The following is a 21,410-nucleotide window of genomic DNA, read 5'->3' on the forward strand; positions in this document are numbered from 1 at the left end:
TATCTGAAAGTCTGCTGTGTGCTGCAAGTTTACTCTTGTGGCTAGTGTGAACTAGGGGAATTTTAGAAGGTTAGTGTTTCTGCAGCTAAGGGCTCATATTCAGGCTCAGGTCAAATTAAGGAAAGTAAAAGCCCCGGCGCGTCCGTACGTTGTGAAAGTGACGAATGCGCGGGGCTTAACCCTTGCCCCCGTTAGGGGGTGTGCGGTGGTGGCAGGGGAGGCGTCGCCAAGCAGGGCTTTTAAAGCGCCTAGGCTTTGACGGTTGCCTTCTTGATCTTGACTTCCTTTGCTGGTTTGCCGTCTGGCTGGCCGCCTTCGACACCGTTCTTGGCAATCTTGTCCATCGTCTTCATACCTTCATCGGTAATGGTGGCGAAGTAGGTGTAGTTCGGGGCCAACTCGGAATCGTCATAGTTGAGGAAGAACTGAGAACCATTGGTGTCTGGACCGCTATTTGCCATGGCGACGGAGCCGCGCGGGTAGATAACGGGGTTCTGTGCATCCTTCTCATCCACCTCGTCGGTGGGGTACTCATCAGCGAAGCTGAAGCCAGGGCCGCCGGAACCGGAACCGGTCGGATCGCCACACTGCAAAACGTTGATCCCACTCGAGGTCATACGGTGGCAGACGGTGTTGTCGTAGTAGCCAGACTTTGCCAATTCAGAAATTGCGTTGGTGGCACACGGCGCCTTGGCACGATCCATTTCCATCTCAATGGTGCCCTGAGAAGTCTCAAAGGAAACGGTAACGGTGCCCTTGGTGGAAATATCCTTTCCATTCGGCTTAGTCGCACCATTGGAATCTTGACCGGTGTCCTCGTACTTACAGGTCACGGTATCCGGCAGAGCCTTTGCGCGCTTATCTGCGATGGGCTGTGCCTGTGGGGTCTGCTGCGAGGTCTCAGCTGCGGAGGACTCCTCAGCCTGGACCTTCTCATCGTCGCCTTCGCGGGTCGACAAGTAGTAAATACCGCCTACCAAGGCGAGGATTACTACGAGGGACGCGAAGACAACGCCCAGCGGGCGTGTCTTTTGCTTGCGTTCGCGGGATTTTAGCTCGCGCTCGAGCTTGCTCAGCGCCTCTTCGCCGCGCTTTTTATTATTTGGCACCGGGAGTCAACCTTTCTAGCGATTTTCGGTGGCATGATTCAACCTGACCGAGTTTAGCGGTTCCGTACTTCGAAGAAAGCGTGGGCACGTAAATCGGGCTAGTCAATGGCTATTGAGCCAAGTCATAAGTACTCTGGTTTCTATGGTTGAACCAGATTTTATCGACCCGCCAACACCCACCGTTGGTGAACTTCCCGCAGTGGGAGACCCGCTGCCCGAATTCGAACTCATCGGTACGGACCTGAGTCAGATTAACAATGAGACTTTCGCGGGCACGCGCCTTATTATCTCCATCTTTCCCTCTATCGAAACCCCTTCCTGCCAGGAGCAACTGCGCCGTTTCCATGAGCAGGTTGCGCAGCTAGATAACACTAAGCTTCTTTGCGTTTCTCGTGACTTGCCTTTTACCCTCAAGCGTTTTTGCGCTGCGGAAGGCATTGCTGATGTCATCGCCGCCTCCGCATTTCGATCGGATTTTGGAGAGAAGTTCGGCGTGACCGTACGCGATTCCGTATTGGAAGGCCTCCTTGCCCGCTCCGTGGTCGTGGCCGATGAAAATCACCGGGTGATGCACACACAAATGGTTCCAGGTGTTGTCACCCAGCTTGACTACGAGAAGGTGTGGGATGTTTTGAGCTAGGCCTCACGGCGTTGCTGGTCGAGGTTCATCTACGAAGACGGGGCCGGACGGCTCTTTATTATCTGGGCAGCTAGGGTGGTGGGTATGGAAATTTTCGGTTTTACTGCCGGTCCCTTTCAGACCAATACCTATGTGATTGCGGAGGGCCGTCGCGCCTTTATCGTCGATCCCGGCATGGATGCGATGGAAAAAGTCCTAGAGCATGACTTGGACTATGAGGCTATCGTGCTTACCCACGGCCACATTGACCACACCCGCGACGCCGGATCCCTTGCCGAAAAGCTCGATATCCCTGTTTATATCCACCCCGCTGATAAGTTTATGCTCGCCAGCGGCGAAGGTGTTTCGCCCCAGGCGCAGGAGCTTTTCGACGCCGCTCATATGGTCCCCATCAACGATGTGCGCGAGCTACAAGACGGGGAAACCCTAGAACTTCTCGGCCATACCTTCTGCCTGAAGCATGCGCCCGGGCATTCTCCGGGATGCACCATGATCATTGCTGAGGACTTTGCCTTAACTGGTGATGTGCTCTTTGCCGGTGCCATTGGTCGTACCGACCTACCTCACTCGGATCCCAAAGCCATGCAGAAGTCCCTTGCGGGCCCAGTGTGGAGTTTGGCGGATAACCTCGACATTCTGCCCGGCCATGGTCCCACCACAACCATGCGTAAGGAGAGGGCGACCAATCCGTTCTTCGCTACATTGAGGGAGGTACTGTAATACCCGTGAGTAATAAAAAGCAGTTTCAAGCCCTGTCCGCTCCTAAAGGTGTCCCAGACTATTTCCCACCGCAGTCGGCCGCATTCTATAAGGTGCGCCAGACCATGGTGGAGCAGGCACATCTCTCCGGCTTCCAGCACATTGAGCTGCCCATTTTTGAAGACACCGCGCTCTTTGCTCGTGGCGTAGGCGAGTCCACCGACGTGGTATCTAAAGAGATGTACACCTTCGCCGATCGCGGTGACCGCTCCGTTACCTTGCGCCCGGAGGGTACTGCCGGCGTGATGCGCTCTGTCATTGAGCACAACTTGGACCGTGGCCAACTGCCCGTGAAGCTTAACTATTTTGGTCCGTTCTTCCGCTACGAACGCCCGCAAGCCGGCCGCTACCGCCAGCTCCAGCAGGTGGGTGTGGAGGCAATTGGTGTCGACGATCCTGCGCTAGACGCCGAGGTCATTGCTTTGGCAGACCGTTCCTTCCGTTCGCTGGGGCTTAGCGGCTTCCGCCTCGAGCTCACCAGTTTAGGCGATCGCAATTGCCGTCCGGCTTACCGGGAGAAGCTGCAGGAGTTCCTCTTTAAGCTTGATTTGGATGAAGAGACCCGCCACCGTGCTGAGATCAATCCTCTGCGTGTGCTGGATGATAAGCGTCCGGAAGTCCAAGAGCAGCTTGTCGATGCCCCCTTGATGCTCGACCACCTTAATGCGGAATGCCGCGAGCATTTCGAGACCGTTACCGGCATGTTGGATGATATGGGCGTAGCTTATGAGATTAATCCGCGCATGGTGCGCGGACTGGATTACTACACTAAGACCTGCTTCGAGTTCGTCCACGACGGCCTTGGTGCGCAGTCCGGTATCGGTGGCGGTGGACGCTACGACGGCCTGATGGCCCAGCTGGGCGGCCAAGACCTATCCGGCATTGGCTATGGCTTGGGCGTCGACCGCGCCCTGCTGGCTCTTGAAGCCGAGGGCATCACCCTAGAAGGCGTAGATTCTCGCGTGGACGTCTTTGGCGTGGCGCTGGGTGCCTCCGCAAAGCGCACCATGACCACTCTTATCAATGTTCTCCGCAAGGCCGGCATTTCCGCGGATATGTCTTTTGGAGACCGTGGCCTCAAGGGCGCGATGAAGGGTGCGGACCGCGCAGGTGCGCGCTTCGCTCTGGTACTGGGCGAGCAGGAGCTAGAAAACGGCACCGTTGCGCTCAAGGACCTAGCCGCGCACGAGCAGCACGACGTCAATTTCTCTGACCTAGTTTCCGTCCTTACACGCGAAATGCACGGCGAGGCTTAGGTTTTTGTAGCCGGTGGGCATCGCGCTTAGGCGCGGTGCCCTCTTTTAATACCCGCCAAGTACAGATCAATAATCATTTCTTGGAGGTCCGGCTGGTAGGCCTCAACATCGACCTCGCGGGGCCGCGCCAAGCTGAGAAGGCCCACAATGAACTCGAGGTGGGTGACTCCGGGGCCGATCTCGCCGTGCTGTTGCCCAAGCTCAATAAACCTGCGCCCATTGCTCTCCAAGAGGTCACGCTGAGCGGTTAGCTCGGGGCTCAGAGAATCCAAATCCTGAGGGATGAAGGCAGGGATAAGGGTATTAAGCTCCATGGTAAGGATATGGGTGGCATAAGCGCGGACATAATCATTGCCGGAATTCTTAGGATCCTCAAAGTCAGCGATGAGACGCAGTTGGAACCTCGCAAAGGCATCGCCCATATATTCTGCGCAAGCGCGGATAAGGCTCGCGCGGTTAGGGAAGTTGCGATAGACGGTGGCTACACTCACCCCAGCCTGTGCGGCTACCTTATCCAAAGCGACATTATCGCCGTGGGATCGGAATAACTGACACGCCGCGGCAATAATAGCTGTGCGGCGGTGAAGGGCATCTGCGCGCATGGAGTCTGTTTTAGCACTCCACCTGGGACACACTAAAGCCCATGGTCTTAGCCAATCCGCCCAGGGAGGTTTCCTTGTATTTGGAGAGCATATCGCGGCCGGTCTCTGCCATAGTTTGCACTGCATTATCCAAGGTCACATGATGGGTGCCTTCGCCCATCTTGGCCATGCGTGCGGCATTGATGGATTTAACCGCACCGATGGCATTGCGTTCGATGCACGGAATCTGCACCAATCCGCCAACTGGGTCGCAGGTCAGGCCCAAGTTATGCTCCAATGCGATCTCCGCGGCATTTTCTACCTGCGCCGGAGTAGCGCCGAGCAGCTCTGCCATACCCGCAGCGGCCATAGCGGAGGCGGAACCTACCTCGCCTTGGCAGCCCACCTCAGCTCCGGAGATGGACGCATTTTCTTTGATGATCATGCCGATAGCACCGGCGGTCAATAGGTAGCGCCGGGCGGTAGAACGGGTGAAGTCTGCGCGGAAATCGCGCGCATAATGCAGTACCGCTGGAATGATGCCGCACGCACCATTGGTAGGTGCGGTAATGACGCGGCCACCGGCCGCGTTTTGCTCATTGACCGCGAGGGCGTAGAGATTGACCCACTCCATGGCAGAGAATCCACAGCTGGTGTCATCCTGATTTTCCAGCAACTGGGCGTACATCTTTGGGGCGCGACGCGGCACACGCAACCCACCCGGTAGCAGGCCTTTGGTGGAAATGCCTTCGGTCACGCACTCCCGCATGATGTCCCAGACCAGATCAAGGTGCCGCAAAACGAATTCGGCGCCGCCTTCGTCACGGTGCAAGGCTTCCTCATTGGCTAGCACGATCTCCCAGATTGCCTTGTCATGGGCTTCGCACAGATTGAGCAATTCTTCGCCCGTGGTGAAATGATAAGGAACGGTGTCATCAACCTGCGCTGCGGCTACGCCAGCGGGCACCTCATTGCTTTCGGCGACTTCCGCATCAAGCTCGGAGCGAGAGAGAATAAAGCCGCCGCCGACAGAGAAGTACTCTTCCTTTTCTGCGATGAGGTTGCCGCTTTCATCCCAAGCACTAAAAATCATGCCATTGGGGTGTTGAGGAAGTGGTTCGTTATCAAAAGCGATCTCATAGTCCACCGTGCCGCGGGGGCCAGAAATCGTTCCTTCACTGGGAATAAATCCACCTGCGTGCGGCTCGGCGTCGATAGGCACGCTTAGTGGATCCCAGCCAGCGAGACCGAGGATGACAGCGCGGTCGGAGGCATGCCCGCGACCAGTGGCAGAAAGAGAACCGCGCAACTCGGTATACACCTTCGCCGGGTGCTTCTCGAGGGAATCGAGGAATTGCTTAGCCGCGCGCATGGGCCCAACGGTGTGCGAAGAGGACGGGCCGATGCCGATGGAGAAGATGTCCGTGACGCTAATTGTCATAGTTAAGCTGTGCCGAACCTTTCTGGGTGGATATGTGTTTGGTTCCTAGGGCTTTTCTCGTATCAAGGGGCAAAGCCGGAAGCGAGGGGAGAGGCAAGTTTTCTGTGCCCAGCGTAGCGAAAGTCACACCTTCTATCAATCGCCGCCTATGCGAAGTACCGACCGCGCCTGTGGCCTAGTCGCCGTATCCATTCAGGAGCTTTCCCAAGGGGATGAAGTTCTCCTTGGCTAGCCGCACAGTAGAGTGGCCACCCAACCCCTCCAGCTCGCCAGCGATTCCAGACACCCTGTCCCTGGGGGCAACCATTTGGTCAGCTAACTGAATGGCAGAGCGCTCAATGCGGGTGACAATGCGTTCTCCTTCTGGAGTGCCCAAGTCTTCCGCAGCCTGAAAAACTCCCGTTGGCACGATATTTGCGTGGAGTTGATTAAACAGTGGGCGAAGCGCGTAATCCAAAATTAGGGAGTGGCGCGAAGAACCAGCTGTAGCTGCGATAATGGTGGGAAGATCGTCTAGTGCATGGGGCTTCAAGGTATCAAAGAACATCTTGAAGAGGCCTGAGTAGCTTCCCTGAAATACAGGAGTGACGGCAATAAGCCCATCGGCCTGAGCAATGCACTCCTGGGCCCGGGCCAACTCCGGCGTCGACGCAGTCCGATCTGTCATGGCAGTAGCTAGTTCGAAAGCCAAATCGCGAATCTCAATGACGTCGATCTGGGTCCCTTCACCGCGCGCGGAGATTTTGGCGCGGGTAGCCTCTGCAAGCATGTCTGCCAGCCGGCGAGAGGAAGACGGTTGTGATAAGCCAGCTGAAATAACGAGTAGGGAGCGCATAACTAGTGTTCCTTTCCAGGGCTGACCTGCAGGTGAGAAGAATTGGGCTCAGCGAGCAAGCTAGCGTGCGTCGGCGGGTTAGAAGGAACGTGGCTGGGACGGCGTTGTTCAAAGCGTCGTCGCAGCTCGGGGACTACTTGGGTGCCAAGGATTTCTATCTGCTCGAGGACTACTTCTTGCGGTAGCCCGGCATGATCGATGAGGAAAAGCTGACGCTGGTAGTCCCCGGCCCAGTCAGCAAAACTGAGGGTCTTTTCAATTACTTGCTCCACGGTGCCAACGGTCAATGGGGTCTGGGCCGTGAATTCTTCGAGGCTGGGGCCGTGTCCATAGACCGGGGCATTGTCGAAGTAGGGGCGGAAGAAATCTTTAGCCTCTTGCTCGGTATCGCCGATAAAGACCTGGCCACCAAGGCCTACAATCGCTTGGTCCGCTTGGCCGTGGCCGTAGCTTGCAAAACGACGGCGGTAGAGATCTACCATCTGAGCAGTGTGTTCCTTATTCCAAAAGATATTGTTATGGAAGAAACCATCGCCGTAATAAGCAGCTTGCTCGGCAATTTGCGGCGAACGAATTGAGCCGTGCCAGACAAAGGGTGGAATTCCATCCAGCGGCGCCGGAGTCGCGGTAAACCCTTCCAAGCCTGTGCGGAACTTTCCTTGCCAATTAACAACTGGCTCGCGCCAGAGCCTGCGCAGCAGGTGATAATTTTCAATAGCCAAGGGAATGCCTTGCTGGATATCCTTGCCAAACCACGGATAGACCGGGCCCGTATTTCCGCGGCCCAGCATGAGGTCTACTCGTCCTTGTGCAAGGTGCTGCAGGAAGGCATAGTCCTCTGCGATCTTGACCGGGTCATTTGTAGTAATAAGAGTCGTTGCAGTCGAGAGCTGCAAGCGCTTAGTCTGCGCGGCGATATAGGCCAAGTGCGTGGTAGGTGAGGACGGCACGAAGGGCGGGTTGTGGTGCTCGCCGGTGGCAAAGACATCAAGGCCTACCTCCTCGGCCTTGAGTGCAATCTCCGTTAAGTTGCGGATGCGCTCGGCCTCAGAGGGAGTTTTTCCTGAGTTGGGGTCAGTGGTTAAATCCCCGATACTGAAGATGCCGAATTGCATGGTTACCTTTCTCTGCGGTGCCCAGGGGTAAAAGACGCAGTGTGAACGGCTGGCGAATCATTCCCATTCTAGGGCATCCATTAGTACCGGTAGGTCCGCCGGTGCAACCAACCACAGCGGAGTCTCATTTACTTTGCCGTGTTCTGTGATGACGGCTGTGCACGGGCGGTTCCCCAGGCTTATCGGTTTCTGATGGGCAATCCATCGGTTCCTGCACACTTACCGTGCGGGCCAGAAAGATGGCGCGATCGCTGGGCTCTTGATACCTCGCTCTATCCGCACTGTCGGCGGCATCGAGTTTGTGCTTATCGCTGCAATCCGCGGCGACCCATCGATGCGGCTGCAGGACGCGAAGGGTCTCGGGAGGGGACACCACTATGTCCCGGAGGGTGGAAATCTGCTGTACCACTGCTGCGTGCGGCTGAGCGATGAGCTCTGATTTGTAATAGAGGGCGTGGGAAAGGAGTTCTTTGCGTTCACAATGGAGCGCAGGGTTTTGAGGTCATGAAAGCGGCCAAGAATGCACTAGCTAGGTGAATAGTGATAGGTGCCAGTGTGGAGAAGGGTGGAAAGGGAGGGCGTCGCCAAGCGCGGAGTGCTTGCAGCGCCCTGGGATAGGGATAAGAAAACCCGCTAGCCCCGGCACAGTCGGTATGGCTAGCGGAGGTGGCGAGTCCGTCTAGGCTCTTAGAGGATAGGCGGCGGCCAAAAGTAGTTTTAGCCGCGGTAGGCCCCGCGCTCCAAGGTGTCGCACTGGGACATCTTGCCGGAGTTATAGCCAGCGAGGAATGCCTTCTCGCGTTGTTCAGAAGAGCCATGGGTCCAGGAGTCAGGCTGGACCTGGCCCCCGGAACGGCGTTGAATATTGTCATCGCCCACCGCTTGGGCAGCGGCGACAGCATCCGAGACCTGTTCTTTGGTAATGGGCTCTAGCAAGGGATTGTCACCCTTGTCGGCGTAGGAGGCCCACAGCCCGGCGTAGCAGTCAGCCTGCAGCTCGATCTTCACAGCGTTGGAATCGGCGCCAGGGTTGTTATAGTCCGACAAACCGAGGGTGCCCTCCAGGTTTTGAATGTGGTGGCCAAACTCGTGGGCCACGATGTACATGCGGGCCAAGGGGGCATTTTCCGCGCCGAAATTGCGCAGGGAATCAAAGAACTCGGTATCGAAGTAGGCGGACTCATCGCGTGGGCAATAGAAGGGGCCGGTAGAAGAGGATGCCGCGCCGCATCCGGTATTAACGCCACCGTGGAAGACCACGCGCTCCGGTTCGGTGTATTGGATATTTGCTTGTTCTGGCAGCACCTTGGACCAAACGTTGTCCACGCTGCGGCCAGTGAACTCTACCAGGCATTCATCTTTGGTATTGCCATCTTCTGCAGTTTTGCATTCTGGGCTATCGCCCTGCGCGGCGCCATCGGACTGAGACTGTTCATTGCCTAAAATCGCGCCCAAGTCTGAGGGGTTACCGCCAAGTAGGAGGAAAAGGCCAACCAAAACAATCGAGCCGACGCCACCGCCGATGGCGATGCCACCGCCGCCGCCACCGGAACGAGCTTCCTTGCCGCCGAAATCGGCACCAGATCTAAAAGTCATGTCTAAATAGTGTCACATGGCCCCTTAAAACACAGGATGAAGATGGGTGCACAAGGGGGCAAGGAAACAGGGGGAGTGTCGCGCCTTGTAGGCCTCCGGGGCGTCGCTGCGTCTACCTTACTACGCTGCATGTACCGGTAGGGATGTAGGATTGTGCACGTTCCTAGTCTTGTGCTTGGTTTGGCGCGCGCTGTTTACGCGTGGCGGGACCCGCAAGTGACACAATTTTCAGAAGGGATTGAACAACAGTGCTGCGTACCCACTTAGCTGGTGAGCTCCGCAAAGAACTCGCAGGAGAGACCGTCACCCTAACCGGTTGGGTTTCCCGCCGCCGCGATCACGGTGGTGTGATCTTCATTGACCTGCGCGATCGCTCTGGCATCGCCCAGGTTGTCTTCCGTGAATCTGACGTGGCAGAACGCGCCCACGACCTGCGCTCCGAATACTGCGTGAAGGTTACCGGTACCGTAGAGCCACGCCCGGAAGGCTCTGAGAACCCCAACCTGCCGTCCGGCGAGATTGAGGTCAATGTCGCGGATCTTGAGGTGCTCAATAAATCCGCAGCGCTGCCGTTCCAGGTTGATGATCCTTCGACCTCGGGTGAGGTTGGCGAGGAGACTCGCTTGAAGTACCGCTACCTGGACCTGCGCCGTGAGCGCCAGGCGAAGGCCCTGCGCCTGCGTTCTGCCGCTAACCGTGCGGCCCGCAAGGTGCTGGATTCTCATGACTTTGCAGAAATTGAGACTCCGACCTTGACTCGTTCCACCCCGGAGGGTGCGCGTGACTTCCTGGTGCCAGCGCGCTTGAAGCCAGGCACGTGGTACGCACTGCCACAGTCCCCGCAGCTGTTCAAGCAGCTGCTCATGGTCGCTGGCATGGAGCGCTACTACCAGATTGCTCGTTGCTACCGCGATGAGGATTTCCGCGCCGACCGCCAGCCGGAGTTTACGCAGCTGGACGTGGAGATGTCCTTTGTAGACCAGGACGATGTCATCGCCTTGGCAGAAGAGATCGTTACCGAGCTGTGGAAGCTCATTGGCTACGAGATTAAGACTCCTATCCCGCGCATGACCTACGCTGATGCGATGAAGTACTACGGCTCTGATAAGCCAGACCTGCGCTTCGACATCAAGATTGTAGAGTGCACCGAGTTCTTCAAGGACACCACCTTCCGCGTCTTCCAGAATGAATACGTGGGCGCTGTGGTTATGGAGGGCGGCGCCTCCCAGCCGCGCCGTCAGTTCGATGCTTGGCAGGACTGGGCTAAGCAGCGCGGTGCGAAGGGCTTGGCTTATATCACCGTGGGTGAGGACGGCACATTGGGCGGCCCGGTAGCTAAGAACATTACCGATGCCGAGCGCGAGGGCATCGCAGAGCACGTCGGCGCTAAGCCAGGCGATGCCATCTTCTTTGCCGCTGGCGACACCAAGTCTTCACGTGCCCTGCTGGGTGCTGCGCGCGGCGAGATTGCAAAGAAGCTGGACCTTATCAAGGAAGGCGACTGGGCCTTTACATGGGTTGTTGATGCCCCGCTCTTCGAGCCTTCTGCCGACGCAACCGCTTCCGGCGACGTCGCTTTGGGTCACTCCAAGTGGACCGCGGTCCACCACGCCTTCACCTCCCCGAAGCCGGAGTGGATTGATTCCTTTGACCAGAACCCGGGCGAGGCTACCGCCTACGCTTATGACATTGTCTGCAACGGCAATGAGATTGGCGGCGGTTCCATCCGTATCCACCAGGAAGACGTGCAAAAGCGCGTCTTTGATGTCATGGGAATTGGGGACGAGGAAGCTCAGGAGAAGTTTGGCTTCCTGCTCGATGCCTTCTCTTATGGCGCCCCGCCACACGGCGGCATCGCCTTTGGCTGGGACCGCATTGTCTCCCTGCTGGGCGGCTTCGACTCCATCCGCGACGTCATTGCGTTCCCGAAGTCCGGCGGCGGCGTAGACCCGCTTACCGACGCCCCTGCGCCAATCCCTGCCGCACAGCGCAAGGAAACCGGCGTAGACTACAAGCCGGAAAAGAAGAAGGAACAGGACAAGGCCGGTTCCACTGCGGGAGAGACTGCTGAGGAGAAGTAAGCAGATAGCTTGAACCTCAGCTGTTAAGGCACACCGTGCGGGGCACATCGTAGGCCGTGGCCATTTTCGCTGCGGGCGAACTTGTGACCCCGCTTTGGTGTGAGGGGGCATACTGGATAGAACTATGGATGAAAACGATACTGTGCTATCGCCCGAGGACGTCATCAAGGCCGCCTCGGAGATGTTGTCGCGCCGTTTTGGTGGCACCCCGGAGATGTCGAGCGTCGAGCGCTTGGACGGCTCCGGCAATGCAATGGTCCTGCGCGCAAGGATTGCCCCCGGCGCCTTCCTGCCTCACCGCTCGGTAGTCATTAAATACAACCCGGTCACAGGCTATGGCGTTGATGATGCCGCAATGCTGCGTGAGGTTGTGGCTTATCAATTTACTACCGCGTTATCTGAAGATGTGCGCCCTGGCCCGGTGCTGCTCGCTCATGATTTAGATAAGCGCATTATCGTTTTGACGGACTTAGGAGAGGGCGAAACGCTTGCCGATGTCCTGGTTCAATCCACCGATGCCGACCGCGTCCGAGTGCTGCGCTCGCTGGGCAGCGCACTGGGCCACATGCATGCGGGGACCGCCGGGCATGAGCAGGATTATGAAACCTTGCTTAGCCGCATGTTGCGCAAAAACCCGGAATTGGCCCCGCACCAATCCGTGCGTGATGAGGCATTGGAAGGCTCCATCGGAATCGGCCTTGATTTGCTGGATACGGCGGGGCTCGAAGCCCCCGAAAGCTTCCGTGAGTTAGCAAGGCAAGCAGCCAGGTCTTTGGCCTCCGGAAAAGACCGGGCCTTTACCCCCTTTGACCTTTCTCCAGATAATATTATCGTCTCGCAGCACCTGCACTTCTTGGATTATGAATGGGCGGGATTCCGCAATGTGGGCTTCGATGTAGCCTGCGTTATTGCCGGTTTCCCACAGTTCCTGTTTTCTAAGCCGATTACGGACGAGGAGGCAGATATTTTTATCTCCGCCTGGTCTCGTGCGGTAGCAGACGTGTGGCCGCTGTTTTCTGATCCGGAAGAGATCCATGGACTCATCGTGGCTTCACTAATCGGCTGGGCGCTGTCGAGCGTGACCACCATGCAAGCAGGCGGCATTGAAGGGCTGGTGGCCTTGGTCAGAGGAGAAGCCGAGGTCTTCCACGATCCGCAGCATTCGATCTTGCGCCCGGCCGATCACGGGCCGTTTACGGAAGATGAATTGCTGGTACGCCGCGATCTGTACGAAACCTTTGAGGCGCTGTCGCGCTATGCCTCGCGCTGCGACGGCCCCGCCTGCGCACCCATCGCAGAGTTTGGCAGCGCAATTGCGCGTCGCTTGGATGATGAATAGATAACTTTGATGTGCCCGCACACTGCTAGGAGGTAGGTTTTAGTGTCTCAAGACTCACTCTTTGGCGGGCCCACTCCCGGGGACAATGCCGCGTCTTTGCCTGGGAAGAACCTCTTTGCCACCCACGCAGGATCGCCGCTGGCGGCGCGCATGCGCCCGCAGAGCTTGGATGAAGTGGTCGGACAAGACCACCTTTTGGCTCCTGGCAAGCCATTGCGCCGCCTAGTGGAAGGCTCAGGGGAGGCCTCTGTCATTTTGTATGGCCCGCCAGGTACTGGCAAGACCACGATTGCCTCTCTTATTGCGAGCCAGATGGGGCAGAATTTTGTGGGTCTATCCGCGCTCGATTCGGGCGTGAAGCAGGTCCGCGAGGTCATCACCCACGCCCGGCAAGAGCTCATTCACGGGCGCCGGACGGTGCTTTTTATCGATGAGGTACATCGATTTTCTAAAACCCAACAGGATGCGCTGCTCGCGGCCGTGGAAAACCGCACGGTACTGCTCGTGGCGGCGACGACGGAAAATCCCTCATTTTCCGTTGTGGCGCCGCTCCTGTCGCGCTCGCTGCTTTTGCAGCTGCATTCGCTAAGCGACGACGACCTAAGGGGCGTCGCCAAGCGCGCGCTAGAAAGCGATCGAGGCTTGGGCGAGCGCAAGATTCGGATCGCCGACGAGGCCTTGGAGCAGCTAGTTCTTTTGGCCGGCGGTGATGCGCGGCGCACATTGACCTACCTGGAGGCGGCGGCCGAGGCGGTCGCCGACGGCGGGGAAATTACCGCACAGACGGTCACAGACAACGTCAATAAGGCGGTCGTGCGCTATGACCGCGACGGCGACCAACACTACGATGTGGTCTCTGCGTTTATTAAATCCATTCGTGGTTCCGATGTTGATGCTGCGCTGCACTATCTAGCCCGCATGGTGGAAGCGGGAGAGGATCCGCGCTTTATAGCGCGCAGGCTCATAGTGCATGCCTCCGAAGACATCGGTATGGCCGATCCCACTGCGCTCCAGGTAGCTGTGGCGGCGGCCGAGGCCGCACAGCTCATCGGAATGCCGGAGGCGAGAATTCCCTTGGCGCAGGCCACCATCCATCTGGCCACCGCGCCGAAGTCTCCATCAGTAATCTCCGCCATCACGCAGGCCCAGGCAGATGTGGCCGCCGGCAAGGTGGGCCACGTGCCGGCGCATCTGCGCGATGGACACTACGAGGGCGCAAAGCGGATGGGAAATGCCGTGGGCTATGTTTACCCCCACGATGATCCCCGCGGCGTAGTAGAACAGCAATACCTGCCCGATGAGTTGGAAGGCTCCGTATATTATGAACCCACCGATCATGGAGCTGAAAAGCGCGTTTATGACTATATAGGCCGCTTGCGCAGCATTATTCGCGGCAAGCGTTCTCCCGGTAAAAACGCTCGCCGGCCGCGCTGATACCTACCCAAGGGAAAATGCGGTGCGGCGAAGGGTAAAGTTGGGCGGGTTAGAAACTTCTCGATAGAAGATGAAAGCTCATACAGTTAGGATTGTTGCTCGTGAAGACTCATGAGATCCGGGAACGGTTTACCCAGCACTTCGTCAATTCTGGTCACGAGGCGGTACCAAGTGCCTCGCTGATCCTGGATGACCCTAACCTGCTTTTCGTAAACGCGGGCATGGTCCCATTCAAGCCTTACTTCCTGGGCCAGCAGAACCCACCCTTTGCCAAGGGGCTCGCCACTTCTATCCAGAAGTGCGTGCGCACCCTGGATATTGAAGAGGTGGGCATTACCACCCGCCACAACACCTTCTTCCAGATGGCCGGAAACTTCTCCTTTGGCCAGTACTTCAAGGAAGGTGCCATCACCAATGCCTGGACCTTGCTTACCCGCTCCGTTGAGGAGGGCGGTTTTGGTCTAGACCCAGAACGCTTGTGGGTGACGGTGTACCTGGATGATGATGAGGCCGCCGAAATCTGGCGCGATAAGATTGGCGTTCCTGAAGAGCGCATTCAGCGCCTCGGCATGGAGGATAACTACTGGTCCATGGGTATCCCTGGACCATGTGGCCCGTGCTCCGAGATTTATTTCGATCGCGGTCCTGAGTACGGCAAGGACGGCGGACCCATTGCCGATGATAACCGCTACATGGAGATCTGGAACTTGGTCTTCATGCAAAACGAACGCGGCGAGGGCATTGGTAAGGGCAATTTTGAAATCGTTGGCGAGCTGCCCAAGAAGAACATCGATACTGGCCTTGGCATCGAGCGCGTGGCCTGCATTTTGCAGGGCGTAGACAACGTCTACGAAACAGACCTGCTGCGTCCAGTCATTGACGTAGCTGAGGAACTTACCGGTGCCACCTACGGCGATAAAGCCTCTCAGGAAGACAATATCCGCTTCCGAGTGGTAGCGGACCACTCCCGCACCGGCATGATGCTCATCTTGGATGGCGTAACCCCGGGCAATGAGGGCCGCGGATATATCCTGCGTCGCCTGCTGCGCCGCATTATCCGTTCCGCCAAGCTGCTGGGCGCTACCGGTGCCACCATGGAGCGCTTCATGAACACGGTCATGGATACCATGACTCCGTCTTATCCGGAGATTGCGGACAACCGTGAGCGCATTCTGCGCGTGGCCGTCAACGAAGAAAAGGCCTTCCTCAAGACTCTGGAGTCCGGAACCCGCCTCTTCGACGATGCCGTGCAGGAGCTCAAGTCCACCTCTCGCGCGAAGACCGCAAAGGTCCTGCCTGGTGAGAAGGCCTTTGAGTTGCACGATACCTATGGTTTCCCCATCGACTTGACGCTGGAAATGGCCCAGGAAGCGGGCCTTGAGGTGGACATGGATGGCTTCAACGATGCCATGGGTGAGCAGCGCCGCCGCGCCAAGGCCGATAACCAGGCCAAGAAGCACGGGCACACTGACCTTTCCCTCTACCGCGACTGGGTAGACAATAACCCCACCGTCTTCACCGGCTACGAGGAGCTTACTTCCGACGCCCGCGTGATCGGCCTTGTCCGCGGCGGAGAAAAGGTCGATGAAGTCCACGAGGGTGAAGAGGTCGAGGTCATTTTGGACCACACCCCACTTTATGCCGAGGCGGGCGGCCAGATGGCTGATCGCGGGCGCATTGTGGCCGGCGAGTCCTTGCTGGAGGTCAATGACGTCCAAAAGATTGGCAAGAAGCTGTGGGTCCACAAAGCCACGGTTACGGCTGGCGGCCTAGACCTGGGCATGTCGGTTGAGGCGGGCGTCGACGAGCAGTGGCGCCACGGCGCTACCCAGGCTCACTCTGCTACGCACCTCATTCACGCCGCACTGCGCCAGGTGCTTGGCCCCACCGCGGTACAGGCTGGTTCTATGAACCGCCCGGGTTACCTACGGTTTGACTTCAACTACACCGAACAGCTCAGCCAGGCCCAGCTGGAAGAAATTGCCTTGATTACCAACCAGGCAATTGACTCCAATTTTGCCGTCAACACCATCGAGACCTCCTTGGAAGAGGCTAAGGCCATGGGCGCCATGGCGCTCTTTGGTGAGAACTACGGCAAGGAAGTCCGCGTGGTAGAAATCGGCGGACCGTTCTCCATCGAGCTATGCGGCGGTACCCACGTGGGATCCTCCGCTGAAATCGGCCCGGTTTCCGTGCTGGGTGAATCTTCCGTAGGCTCTGGCGCTCGCCGCATTGAGGCTTACTCCGGTATGGATGCCTTCCGTTACTACTCCAAGGAAACCGCCTTGGTGGAAGGAGTCTCCCGCGAGCTTAAGGTACAGACCGAGGACCTGCCTGAGCGCATTGCTCAGCTATCTGAGAAGCTCAAGGCAGCAGAAAAGGAAATCGAAACCCTGCGCAAGCAGCAGCTGGCTGCGCGTGCCTCCGAGTTCGTCGGCGCCGCCAAGGACATCAATGGTTTCAAGGTTATTGCGCTGACGTTGCCGGATGGAACCACCGGTGGGGACCTGCGCACCGTGGCTACGGACCTGCGTAACCGCCTGCGCGAGGAAGAAGCCGTCATCGTCTTGGGCGCCCAGGACAAGGGCAAGTTCCCGTTCATCGTGGCAGCCACCGACAAGGCCGTCGAACGCGGTGTGAAGTCCGGGGACGTCGTCAAGCAATTTGGCCAGTACGTTGATGGCCGCGGCGGCGGTAAGCCGGACATGGCCCAGGGCTCCGGTTCTTCAGCTGCAGGTGCAGAGCGCGGCTTTGCCGCCGTCGAGGATATGCTCGAGTCCCTGTAGGAGTTCGAACGTGGCACAAGTGGAACCAGATATCCCCGGGGTTGATGATCCGGGGCAGGGCCGCCGGCTCGCGCTTGACGTCGGTACTGTGCGCATCGGCGTAGCAGTGTCCAATAGGGAAGCAACGCTGGCCACCCCAGTGGAGACCGTTCACCGCGAAACCGGGTTTAAGGACCGCGATAAGGGTGATATCGACCGGATCCTAGAATTGATTGATTTTTATGAGGCGGTCGAGGTCATCGTGGGGCTGCCACGAGATTTGCAGGGAAATGGCTCAAAAAGCGTAAAACATGCTAAAGAAATTGCGTTTCGGATCCGCCGTCGGTTGAATCGAAATGCAAATATGGATAAAGTTCCACCACCAGTACGTTTGGCTGATGAGCGTTTGACTACCGTGGCAGCGACCACCGCGCTGCGCGCGTCAGGCGTGTCCGAGAAGAAGGGCCGTAAAGTCATCGACCAAGCAGCAGCGGTGGAGATATTGCAGACATGGTTGGACGGGCGTGCAAACGCTCTCCGTCCAAGGGATGCAATAGATCAGCCTTCAAACTCAGGAGACTAAAACAAGTGAGCCGTAATCAAGAACGTCTCGGTCGATCGATGGAGCCGAAACACGTCAAGCGCCGCCAGCGCGGCATTGCCGTTATCATTGCGTCGATCATCGTTATCCTTGGTGCCCTTATCTACATCGGATTCCGTCTCGGCAATACCTCTGCCGATTATGAGGGAACCGGCAACGGTACCACCCAGCTGGTGGAGGTGCCGGAAGGCTCGTCGATGTCCGAGCTCGGTCCTGCACTGGTGGAAAAGAATGTGGTCAAGACCCAAGACGCCTTTGACTCTGCTGCGTCTATGAACCATAGCGCAAGCCAAATCCAACCTGGCTTCTACCGTCTGCAGGAAGAGATGAGTGCCAACGCCGCGGTAGAGGCGCTATTGGATAAGAATAACCGCGTCGACATGCTCGAAGTCCAAGGCGGCGCAACCTTGGAGGACGTCAAGGTTGTTGGTGGAGACGTTCGTTATGGCATCTACTCCTTGATTTCTGAGGTCAGCTGCAACGATGGCAACTGCCTGAAGAAGGAAGACTTAGAAAAGGTCGCTGCGGAAACTGATCCTGCTGAGCTGGGTGCGCCACAGTGGGCACTCGAGGCCATCAACAAGCGCGGCAACGATCCTAAGCGCATTGAGGGCCTTATCGCTCCAGGCCAGTACGTCCTGGACCCCAATATGGAGGCCAAGGATATTTTGAAGGACCTCATTACCCGCTCTACCAAGCGCTACAACGAGACCAAGATCGAAGAACGCGCCCAGGCTATCGGTCTGAGCCCTTATGAGCTGCTTACTTCCGCATCCCTAGTGGAGCGCGAGGCGCCAGCAGGTGAGTTCGACAAGGTCGCCCGCGTCATCCTCAACCGCCTGGACGAGCCGATGCGCTTGGAGTTTGACTCCACCGTGAACTATGGCTTGGAAGACGTTGAGCTGGCCACCACCGATAAGGCCCGTGAGGAGAAGACTCCGTGGAATACCTACGCAAAGGAGGGCCTGCCGGATACCCCGATTTCTTCTCCTTCGGATGATGCAATCAAGGCCATGGAGCAGCCTGCTGAGGGCAATTGGAAGTTCTTTGTCACCGTGGACGAAGAAGGCACCACCGTCTTCTCCGATACCTACGATGAGCACTTGGGCCGCGTTGATGACGCCATCCGCTCCGGCGTGCTTGACTCCAAGCGCGAAGGGGAGGGCGCTGGTTCCGGCAACGGCGACGCCGCTGCCGAGCAGCCCGCCAAATAAAGTCGCAAAACCACGAAGAGGTAGAACCGATGCCACGTGCGGCAGTCCTTGGTAGCCCCATCGAGCACTCACTGTCTCCGGTGCTCCACAATGCTGGCTACGAGGCTGCCGGGCTCGAAGGTTGGGACTACACCCGCTTTGAAACGGCTGCGGAGGGCTTGCCGGATCTGGTGAGGGGGAGTACCCCTGAGTTCGTAGGGTTCTCCGTCACCATGCCGGGTAAGTTCGCCGCCCTCCGCTTTGCGGATACCGTAAGCGAGCGCGCACAGCTGATAGGTTCCGCAAACACCCTGGTGCGTAAAGAAGAAGGGTGGTTTGCAGACAATACCGACACCGAAGGCGTGCGTGGCGCGCTCATAGAACTTTTGGGGGATTCCCCCGCACGGCACGCGATGCTCATTGGAGCTGGGGGCACAGCGCGTCCAGCTTTGTGGGCGCTGGCTGAGCGCGGAGTGTCTACCGTCACCGTGCTCAATCGCTCGGACCGTAGCGCCGAGCTACGGCCACTTGCCCAAGAGCTGGGACTGGAGCTTTCTTTCACCGGTTTCGATGGTGACCTATCTGCACTGTCTCGCGCAGCCGATGTCATTGTATCCACCGTTCCCGCCGCTGCGGTGGAGGACTGCGTCTTCGACATCGCCCACGCACCGGTGCTCGACGTCATTTATGATCCCTGGCCCACGCCGCTGACCACGTGCGCGGCGGCCAACGGGTACAAGTCCGTCGGCGGACATGTCATGCTCGCATATCAAGCATTTAGCCAGTTCGAGCAATTTACCGGGGTGGCCGCACCGCGGGAAGAGATGCTAAATGCATTGAATGAGGAATTGCAGCGGCGGTCGCAAACTGTCAAATAAAACGAGGCCTGGACAAGTGCGGGCTATCCTTCGCGTCTGGCTCACGCTGCACAATTCGCCCTCTGAGTGGAAGCCTCGAGCGCTAGGCGGTACCTCGCTTTACTCTAAGTCCCGTGTTGATCTTTGGGGGAATTGTTTATTGCCTTTGGGCCGCGGCACTGTCTTGGTGGGACTTTCGGCATCGCCGCTTGCCCGACTGGTTGACGCTGCCAGCCGCTGCGTTGTCACTTGTACTTGCCAACTGGGGCGGGCTGTGGTGGCCGGGGATATATCTCGTGCTTGGGCTGGCCCATACAGGGGTGGGCGGCGGCGATATTAAGCTGGCCGTGCCCTTAGGGATGCTGGTAGGGCATGCTGCTGGGTTCATAGGGGTGGTGGCGGCGAGCGGCTGCGCGTCCCTGTTAACGTTCGTCTGGTCTGTGTGTGCTGGGCAGAAAGAAAGCGCGCATGGCCCCGCGATGTTATTGGCGGCGGCACTCGTCGTGGCTTGTGTTTACCCTTTTTGAGGGGGTGGAAGAATATATTGCGGGGCCAAGTTCATACCGGATTGGCCTCATCGTGCGATAATACCCGCATGCTTCGTTGGACTACTGCAGGTGAATCCCACGGCCAGGCTCTTATTTCTCTGCTGGAGCACATGCCCGCCGGGGTCCCAATTACCCGCGCCGATATTTCGCATCAGCTTTCCCGGCGCCGCCTTGGCTACGGCCGTGGCGCCCGCATGAAGTTTGAGGCTGATGAGGTTACCGTGCTGGGCGGAGTCCGCCACGGGCTGACTCTGGGTAGCCCTATTGCCATAATGATTGGCAATACGGAGTGGCCGAAGTGGACCACCATCATGTCGGCCGATCCACTGGATATGGACGATGAAGAAAATATACAGGCCATGAATTCTGGACGAGGTGCAGCCCTGACTAGGCCGCGTCCAGGCCACGCGGATTTTGCCGGAATGGTGAAATACCGCCATAGTGAAGCGCGCCCCATTCTAGAGCGTTCCTCCGCGCGTGAGACTGCAGCGCGTGTGGCTGCCGCTACCGTCGCGCGCAACTTCCTGCGCGAGACCCTCGGCATCGAGGTACTCTCCCACGTCATTTCTATTGGGGCTTCTGAGCCTTATGAGGGCCCTGCGCCGGCGTTCGCGGACATCGAGGCTATCGATGATTCACCCGTGCGCGCCTGTGATAAGGAGGCAGAGGCCTCCATGATTGCAGAAATCGAAACCGCCAAGAAACAAGGCGATACCTTGGGCGGCATCGTCGAAGTCGTGGTAGATGGCCTGCCTATTGGACTGGGCTCGCACATTTCCGGCGATGACCGTTTGGATGCGCAATTAGCCAGCGCTTTGATGGGCATTCAGGCTATCAAAGGAGTGGAAATCGGTGATGGCTTCGCAGAGGCTCGTCGGCGCGGCTCCGCTGCTCACGATGAAATGGTGCGTACCGCTGAGGGCGTTTCCCGCCTCACCAATCGCGCAGGTGGCCTCGAAGGCGGCATGACTAATGGGCAGCAGCTTCGTGTGCGGGCGGCGATGAAACCAATCTCTACCGTCCCGCGCGCATTGCGCACCATTGATATGGAATCCGGCGCCGAGGCAACTGCCATTCACCAGCGCTCCGATGTCTGCGCGGTTCCGGCGGCCGGCGTCGTAGCAGAAGCCATGGTTGCCCTTGTTCTTGCGCGCGCTGTGCTTGAGAAATTCGGCGGAGATAGCCTCGAAGAAACCTCTCAGGCTATTGCCGCGTATGATAGATACGTTTCGGACCGCCTTGCTTTTGACCAGGAGTAAG

18 protein-coding genes are annotated in these 21,410 nt (G+C 57.9%); 12 read left to right on the forward strand and 6 right to left on the reverse strand.

The window, feature by feature from the left end; genetic code table 11:
- Nucleotides 1–248: 248 nt before the first annotated feature.
- The gene (locus WMP96_RS08285; protein ID WP_301715712.1) at nt 249–1,109 is read right to left on the reverse strand and encodes a peptidylprolyl isomerase; all 861 of its coding nucleotides are present in this window, start codon (nt 1,107–1,109) and stop codon (nt 249–251) included.
- A gap of 142 nt (nt 1,110–1,251) precedes the next feature.
- Between WMP96_RS08285 and tpx the strand changes: the two genes are divergently transcribed.
- The 3 genes from tpx (at nt 1,252) to hisS (ending at nt 3,764) form a co-directional block, all read left to right on the forward strand.
- Nucleotides 1,252–1,749, forward strand: a complete 498-nt coding sequence (gene tpx / locus WMP96_RS08290; RefSeq protein WP_200287423.1) for a thiol peroxidase — start codon at nt 1,252–1,254, stop codon at nt 1,747–1,749.
- A gap of 84 nt (nt 1,750–1,833) precedes the next feature.
- Complete coding sequence (locus WMP96_RS08295) at nt 1,834–2,469, forward strand: MBL fold metallo-hydrolase (RefSeq protein WP_239204081.1); 636 nt, start codon at nt 1,834–1,836, stop codon at nt 2,467–2,469.
- A gap of 5 nt (nt 2,470–2,474) precedes the next feature.
- Nucleotides 2,475–3,764 (forward strand): histidine--tRNA ligase, encoded by a 1,290-nt coding sequence (gene hisS / locus WMP96_RS08300; RefSeq protein WP_340432833.1) that lies wholly within the window; start codon nt 2,475–2,477, stop codon nt 3,762–3,764.
- 26 nt (nt 3,765–3,790) lie between these two features.
- Here the strand turns inward: hisS and WMP96_RS08305 are convergent, their stop codons facing one another.
- From WMP96_RS08305 to ypfJ, 5 genes are all read right to left on the reverse strand, one after another.
- Complete coding sequence (locus tag WMP96_RS08305) at nt 3,791–4,366, reverse strand: TetR/AcrR family transcriptional regulator (protein WP_301715714.1); 576 nt, start codon at nt 4,364–4,366, stop codon at nt 3,791–3,793.
- A gap of 10 nt (nt 4,367–4,376) precedes the next feature.
- Entirely contained in the window at nt 4,377–5,786 is a 1,410-nt protein-coding gene (locus tag WMP96_RS08310) for an L-serine ammonia-lyase (RefSeq protein ID WP_239204075.1), read from the reverse strand.
- Between the two features lie 175 nt (nt 5,787–5,961).
- Entirely contained in the window at nt 5,962–6,621 is a 660-nt protein-coding gene (locus WMP96_RS08315; RefSeq protein WP_239204073.1) for an FMN reductase, read from the reverse strand.
- 2 nt (nt 6,622–6,623) lie between these two features.
- Complete coding sequence (locus tag WMP96_RS08320; RefSeq protein WP_239204071.1) at nt 6,624–7,736, reverse strand: LLM class flavin-dependent oxidoreductase; 1,113 nt, start codon at nt 7,734–7,736, stop codon at nt 6,624–6,626.
- 717 nt (nt 7,737–8,453) lie between these two features.
- Nucleotides 8,454–9,332: a KPN_02809 family neutral zinc metallopeptidase gene (gene ypfJ / locus WMP96_RS08325; protein ID WP_200287429.1), complete on the reverse strand. Its 879-nt coding sequence runs from the start codon at nt 9,330–9,332 to the stop codon at nt 8,454–8,456.
- 248 nt (nt 9,333–9,580) lie between these two features.
- Here ypfJ and aspS point away from each other — a divergent pair, with 248 nt between their 5' ends.
- From aspS to aroC, 9 genes are all read left to right on the forward strand, one after another.
- Nucleotides 9,581–11,413, forward strand: coding sequence for an aspartate--tRNA ligase (aspS, locus tag WMP96_RS08330; protein ID WP_023021453.1), 1,833 nt, complete (start codon nt 9,581–9,583; stop codon nt 11,411–11,413).
- A 124-nt stretch (nt 11,414–11,537) separates the two neighbouring features.
- Entirely contained in the window at nt 11,538–12,752 is a 1,215-nt protein-coding gene (locus tag WMP96_RS08335; RefSeq protein ID WP_340432843.1) for a phosphotransferase, read from the forward strand.
- Nucleotides 12,753–12,794: 42 nt separating this feature from the next.
- A complete protein-coding gene (locus tag WMP96_RS08340) occupies nt 12,795–14,186 on the forward strand; it encodes a replication-associated recombination protein A (protein ID WP_239207642.1) in 1,392 nt (463 codons plus the stop codon).
- A 101-nt stretch (nt 14,187–14,287) separates the two neighbouring features.
- On the forward strand, nt 14,288–16,972 hold the full coding sequence (gene alaS, locus WMP96_RS08345) for an alanine--tRNA ligase (protein WP_200287435.1): 2,685 nt from the start codon (nt 14,288–14,290) through the stop codon (nt 16,970–16,972).
- 10 nt (nt 16,973–16,982) lie between these two features.
- Entirely contained in the window at nt 16,983–17,534 is a 552-nt protein-coding gene (gene ruvX, locus WMP96_RS08350; protein ID WP_023021457.1) for a Holliday junction resolvase RuvX, read from the forward strand.
- Between the two features lie 38 nt (nt 17,535–17,572).
- Nucleotides 17,573–18,766 carry an endolytic transglycosylase MltG gene (gene mltG / locus WMP96_RS08355; protein WP_301715783.1) on the forward strand — a complete coding sequence of 398 codons (1,194 nt, stop codon included), beginning with the start codon at nt 17,573–17,575 and terminating at the stop codon, nt 18,764–18,766.
- Between the two features lie 29 nt (nt 18,767–18,795).
- Nucleotides 18,796–19,623 carry a shikimate dehydrogenase gene (locus tag WMP96_RS08360; protein ID WP_259824612.1) on the forward strand — a complete coding sequence of 276 codons (828 nt, stop codon included), beginning with the start codon at nt 18,796–18,798 and terminating at the stop codon, nt 19,621–19,623.
- A 113-nt stretch (nt 19,624–19,736) separates the two neighbouring features.
- Nucleotides 19,737–20,129 carry a prepilin peptidase gene (locus tag WMP96_RS08365; protein ID WP_239204059.1) on the forward strand — a complete coding sequence of 131 codons (393 nt, stop codon included), beginning with the start codon at nt 19,737–19,739 and terminating at the stop codon, nt 20,127–20,129.
- A 68-nt stretch (nt 20,130–20,197) separates the two neighbouring features.
- Nucleotides 20,198–21,409, forward strand: coding sequence for a chorismate synthase (gene aroC, locus WMP96_RS08370; protein ID WP_301715716.1), 1,212 nt, complete (start codon nt 20,198–20,200; stop codon nt 21,407–21,409).
- The last annotated feature ends 1 nt before the right edge of the window (nt 21,410 follow it).

The organism is Corynebacterium sp. KPL4035 (genome assembly GCF_037908325.1).
GTDB classification, from domain to species: Bacteria; Actinomycetota; Actinomycetes; order Mycobacteriales; family Mycobacteriaceae; genus Corynebacterium; species Corynebacterium kefirresidentii.

Bases quoted from the DNA above. Each gene is read 5' to 3' on its own strand.
- tpx (WP_200287423.1), top strand. From the start codon at position 1,252: ATGGTTGAACCAGATTTTATCGACCCGCCAACACCCACCGTTGGTGAA.
- WMP96_RS08295 (WP_239204081.1), top strand. From the start codon at position 1,834: ATGGAAATTTTCGGTTTTACTGCCGGTCCCTTTCAGACCAATACCTAT.
- WMP96_RS08315 (WP_239204073.1), bottom strand. From the start codon at position 6,621: ATGCGCTCCCTACTCGTTATTTCAGCTGGCTTATCACAACCGTCTTCC.
- aroC (WP_301715716.1), top strand. From the start codon at position 20,198: ATGCTTCGTTGGACTACTGCAGGTGAATCCCACGGCCAGGCTCTTATT.
- WMP96_RS08360 (WP_259824612.1), top strand. From the start codon at position 18,796: ATGCCACGTGCGGCAGTCCTTGGTAGCCCCATCGAGCACTCACTGTCT.
- mltG (WP_301715783.1), top strand. From the start codon at position 17,573: ATGGAGCCGAAACACGTCAAGCGCCGCCAGCGCGGCATTGCCGTTATC.
- ypfJ (WP_200287429.1), bottom strand. From the start codon at position 9,332: ATGACTTTTAGATCTGGTGCCGATTTCGGCGGCAAGGAAGCTCGTTCC.
- WMP96_RS08310 (WP_239204075.1), bottom strand. From the start codon at position 5,786: ATGACAATTAGCGTCACGGACATCTTCTCCATCGGCATCGGCCCGTCC.
- WMP96_RS08320 (WP_239204071.1), bottom strand. From the start codon at position 7,736: ATGCAATTCGGCATCTTCAGTATCGGGGATTTAACCACTGACCCCAAC.
- WMP96_RS08335 (WP_340432843.1), top strand. From the start codon at position 11,538: ATGGATGAAAACGATACTGTGCTATCGCCCGAGGACGTCATCAAGGCC.
- WMP96_RS08305 (WP_301715714.1), bottom strand. From the start codon at position 4,366: ATGCGCGCAGATGCCCTTCACCGCCGCACAGCTATTATTGCCGCGGCG.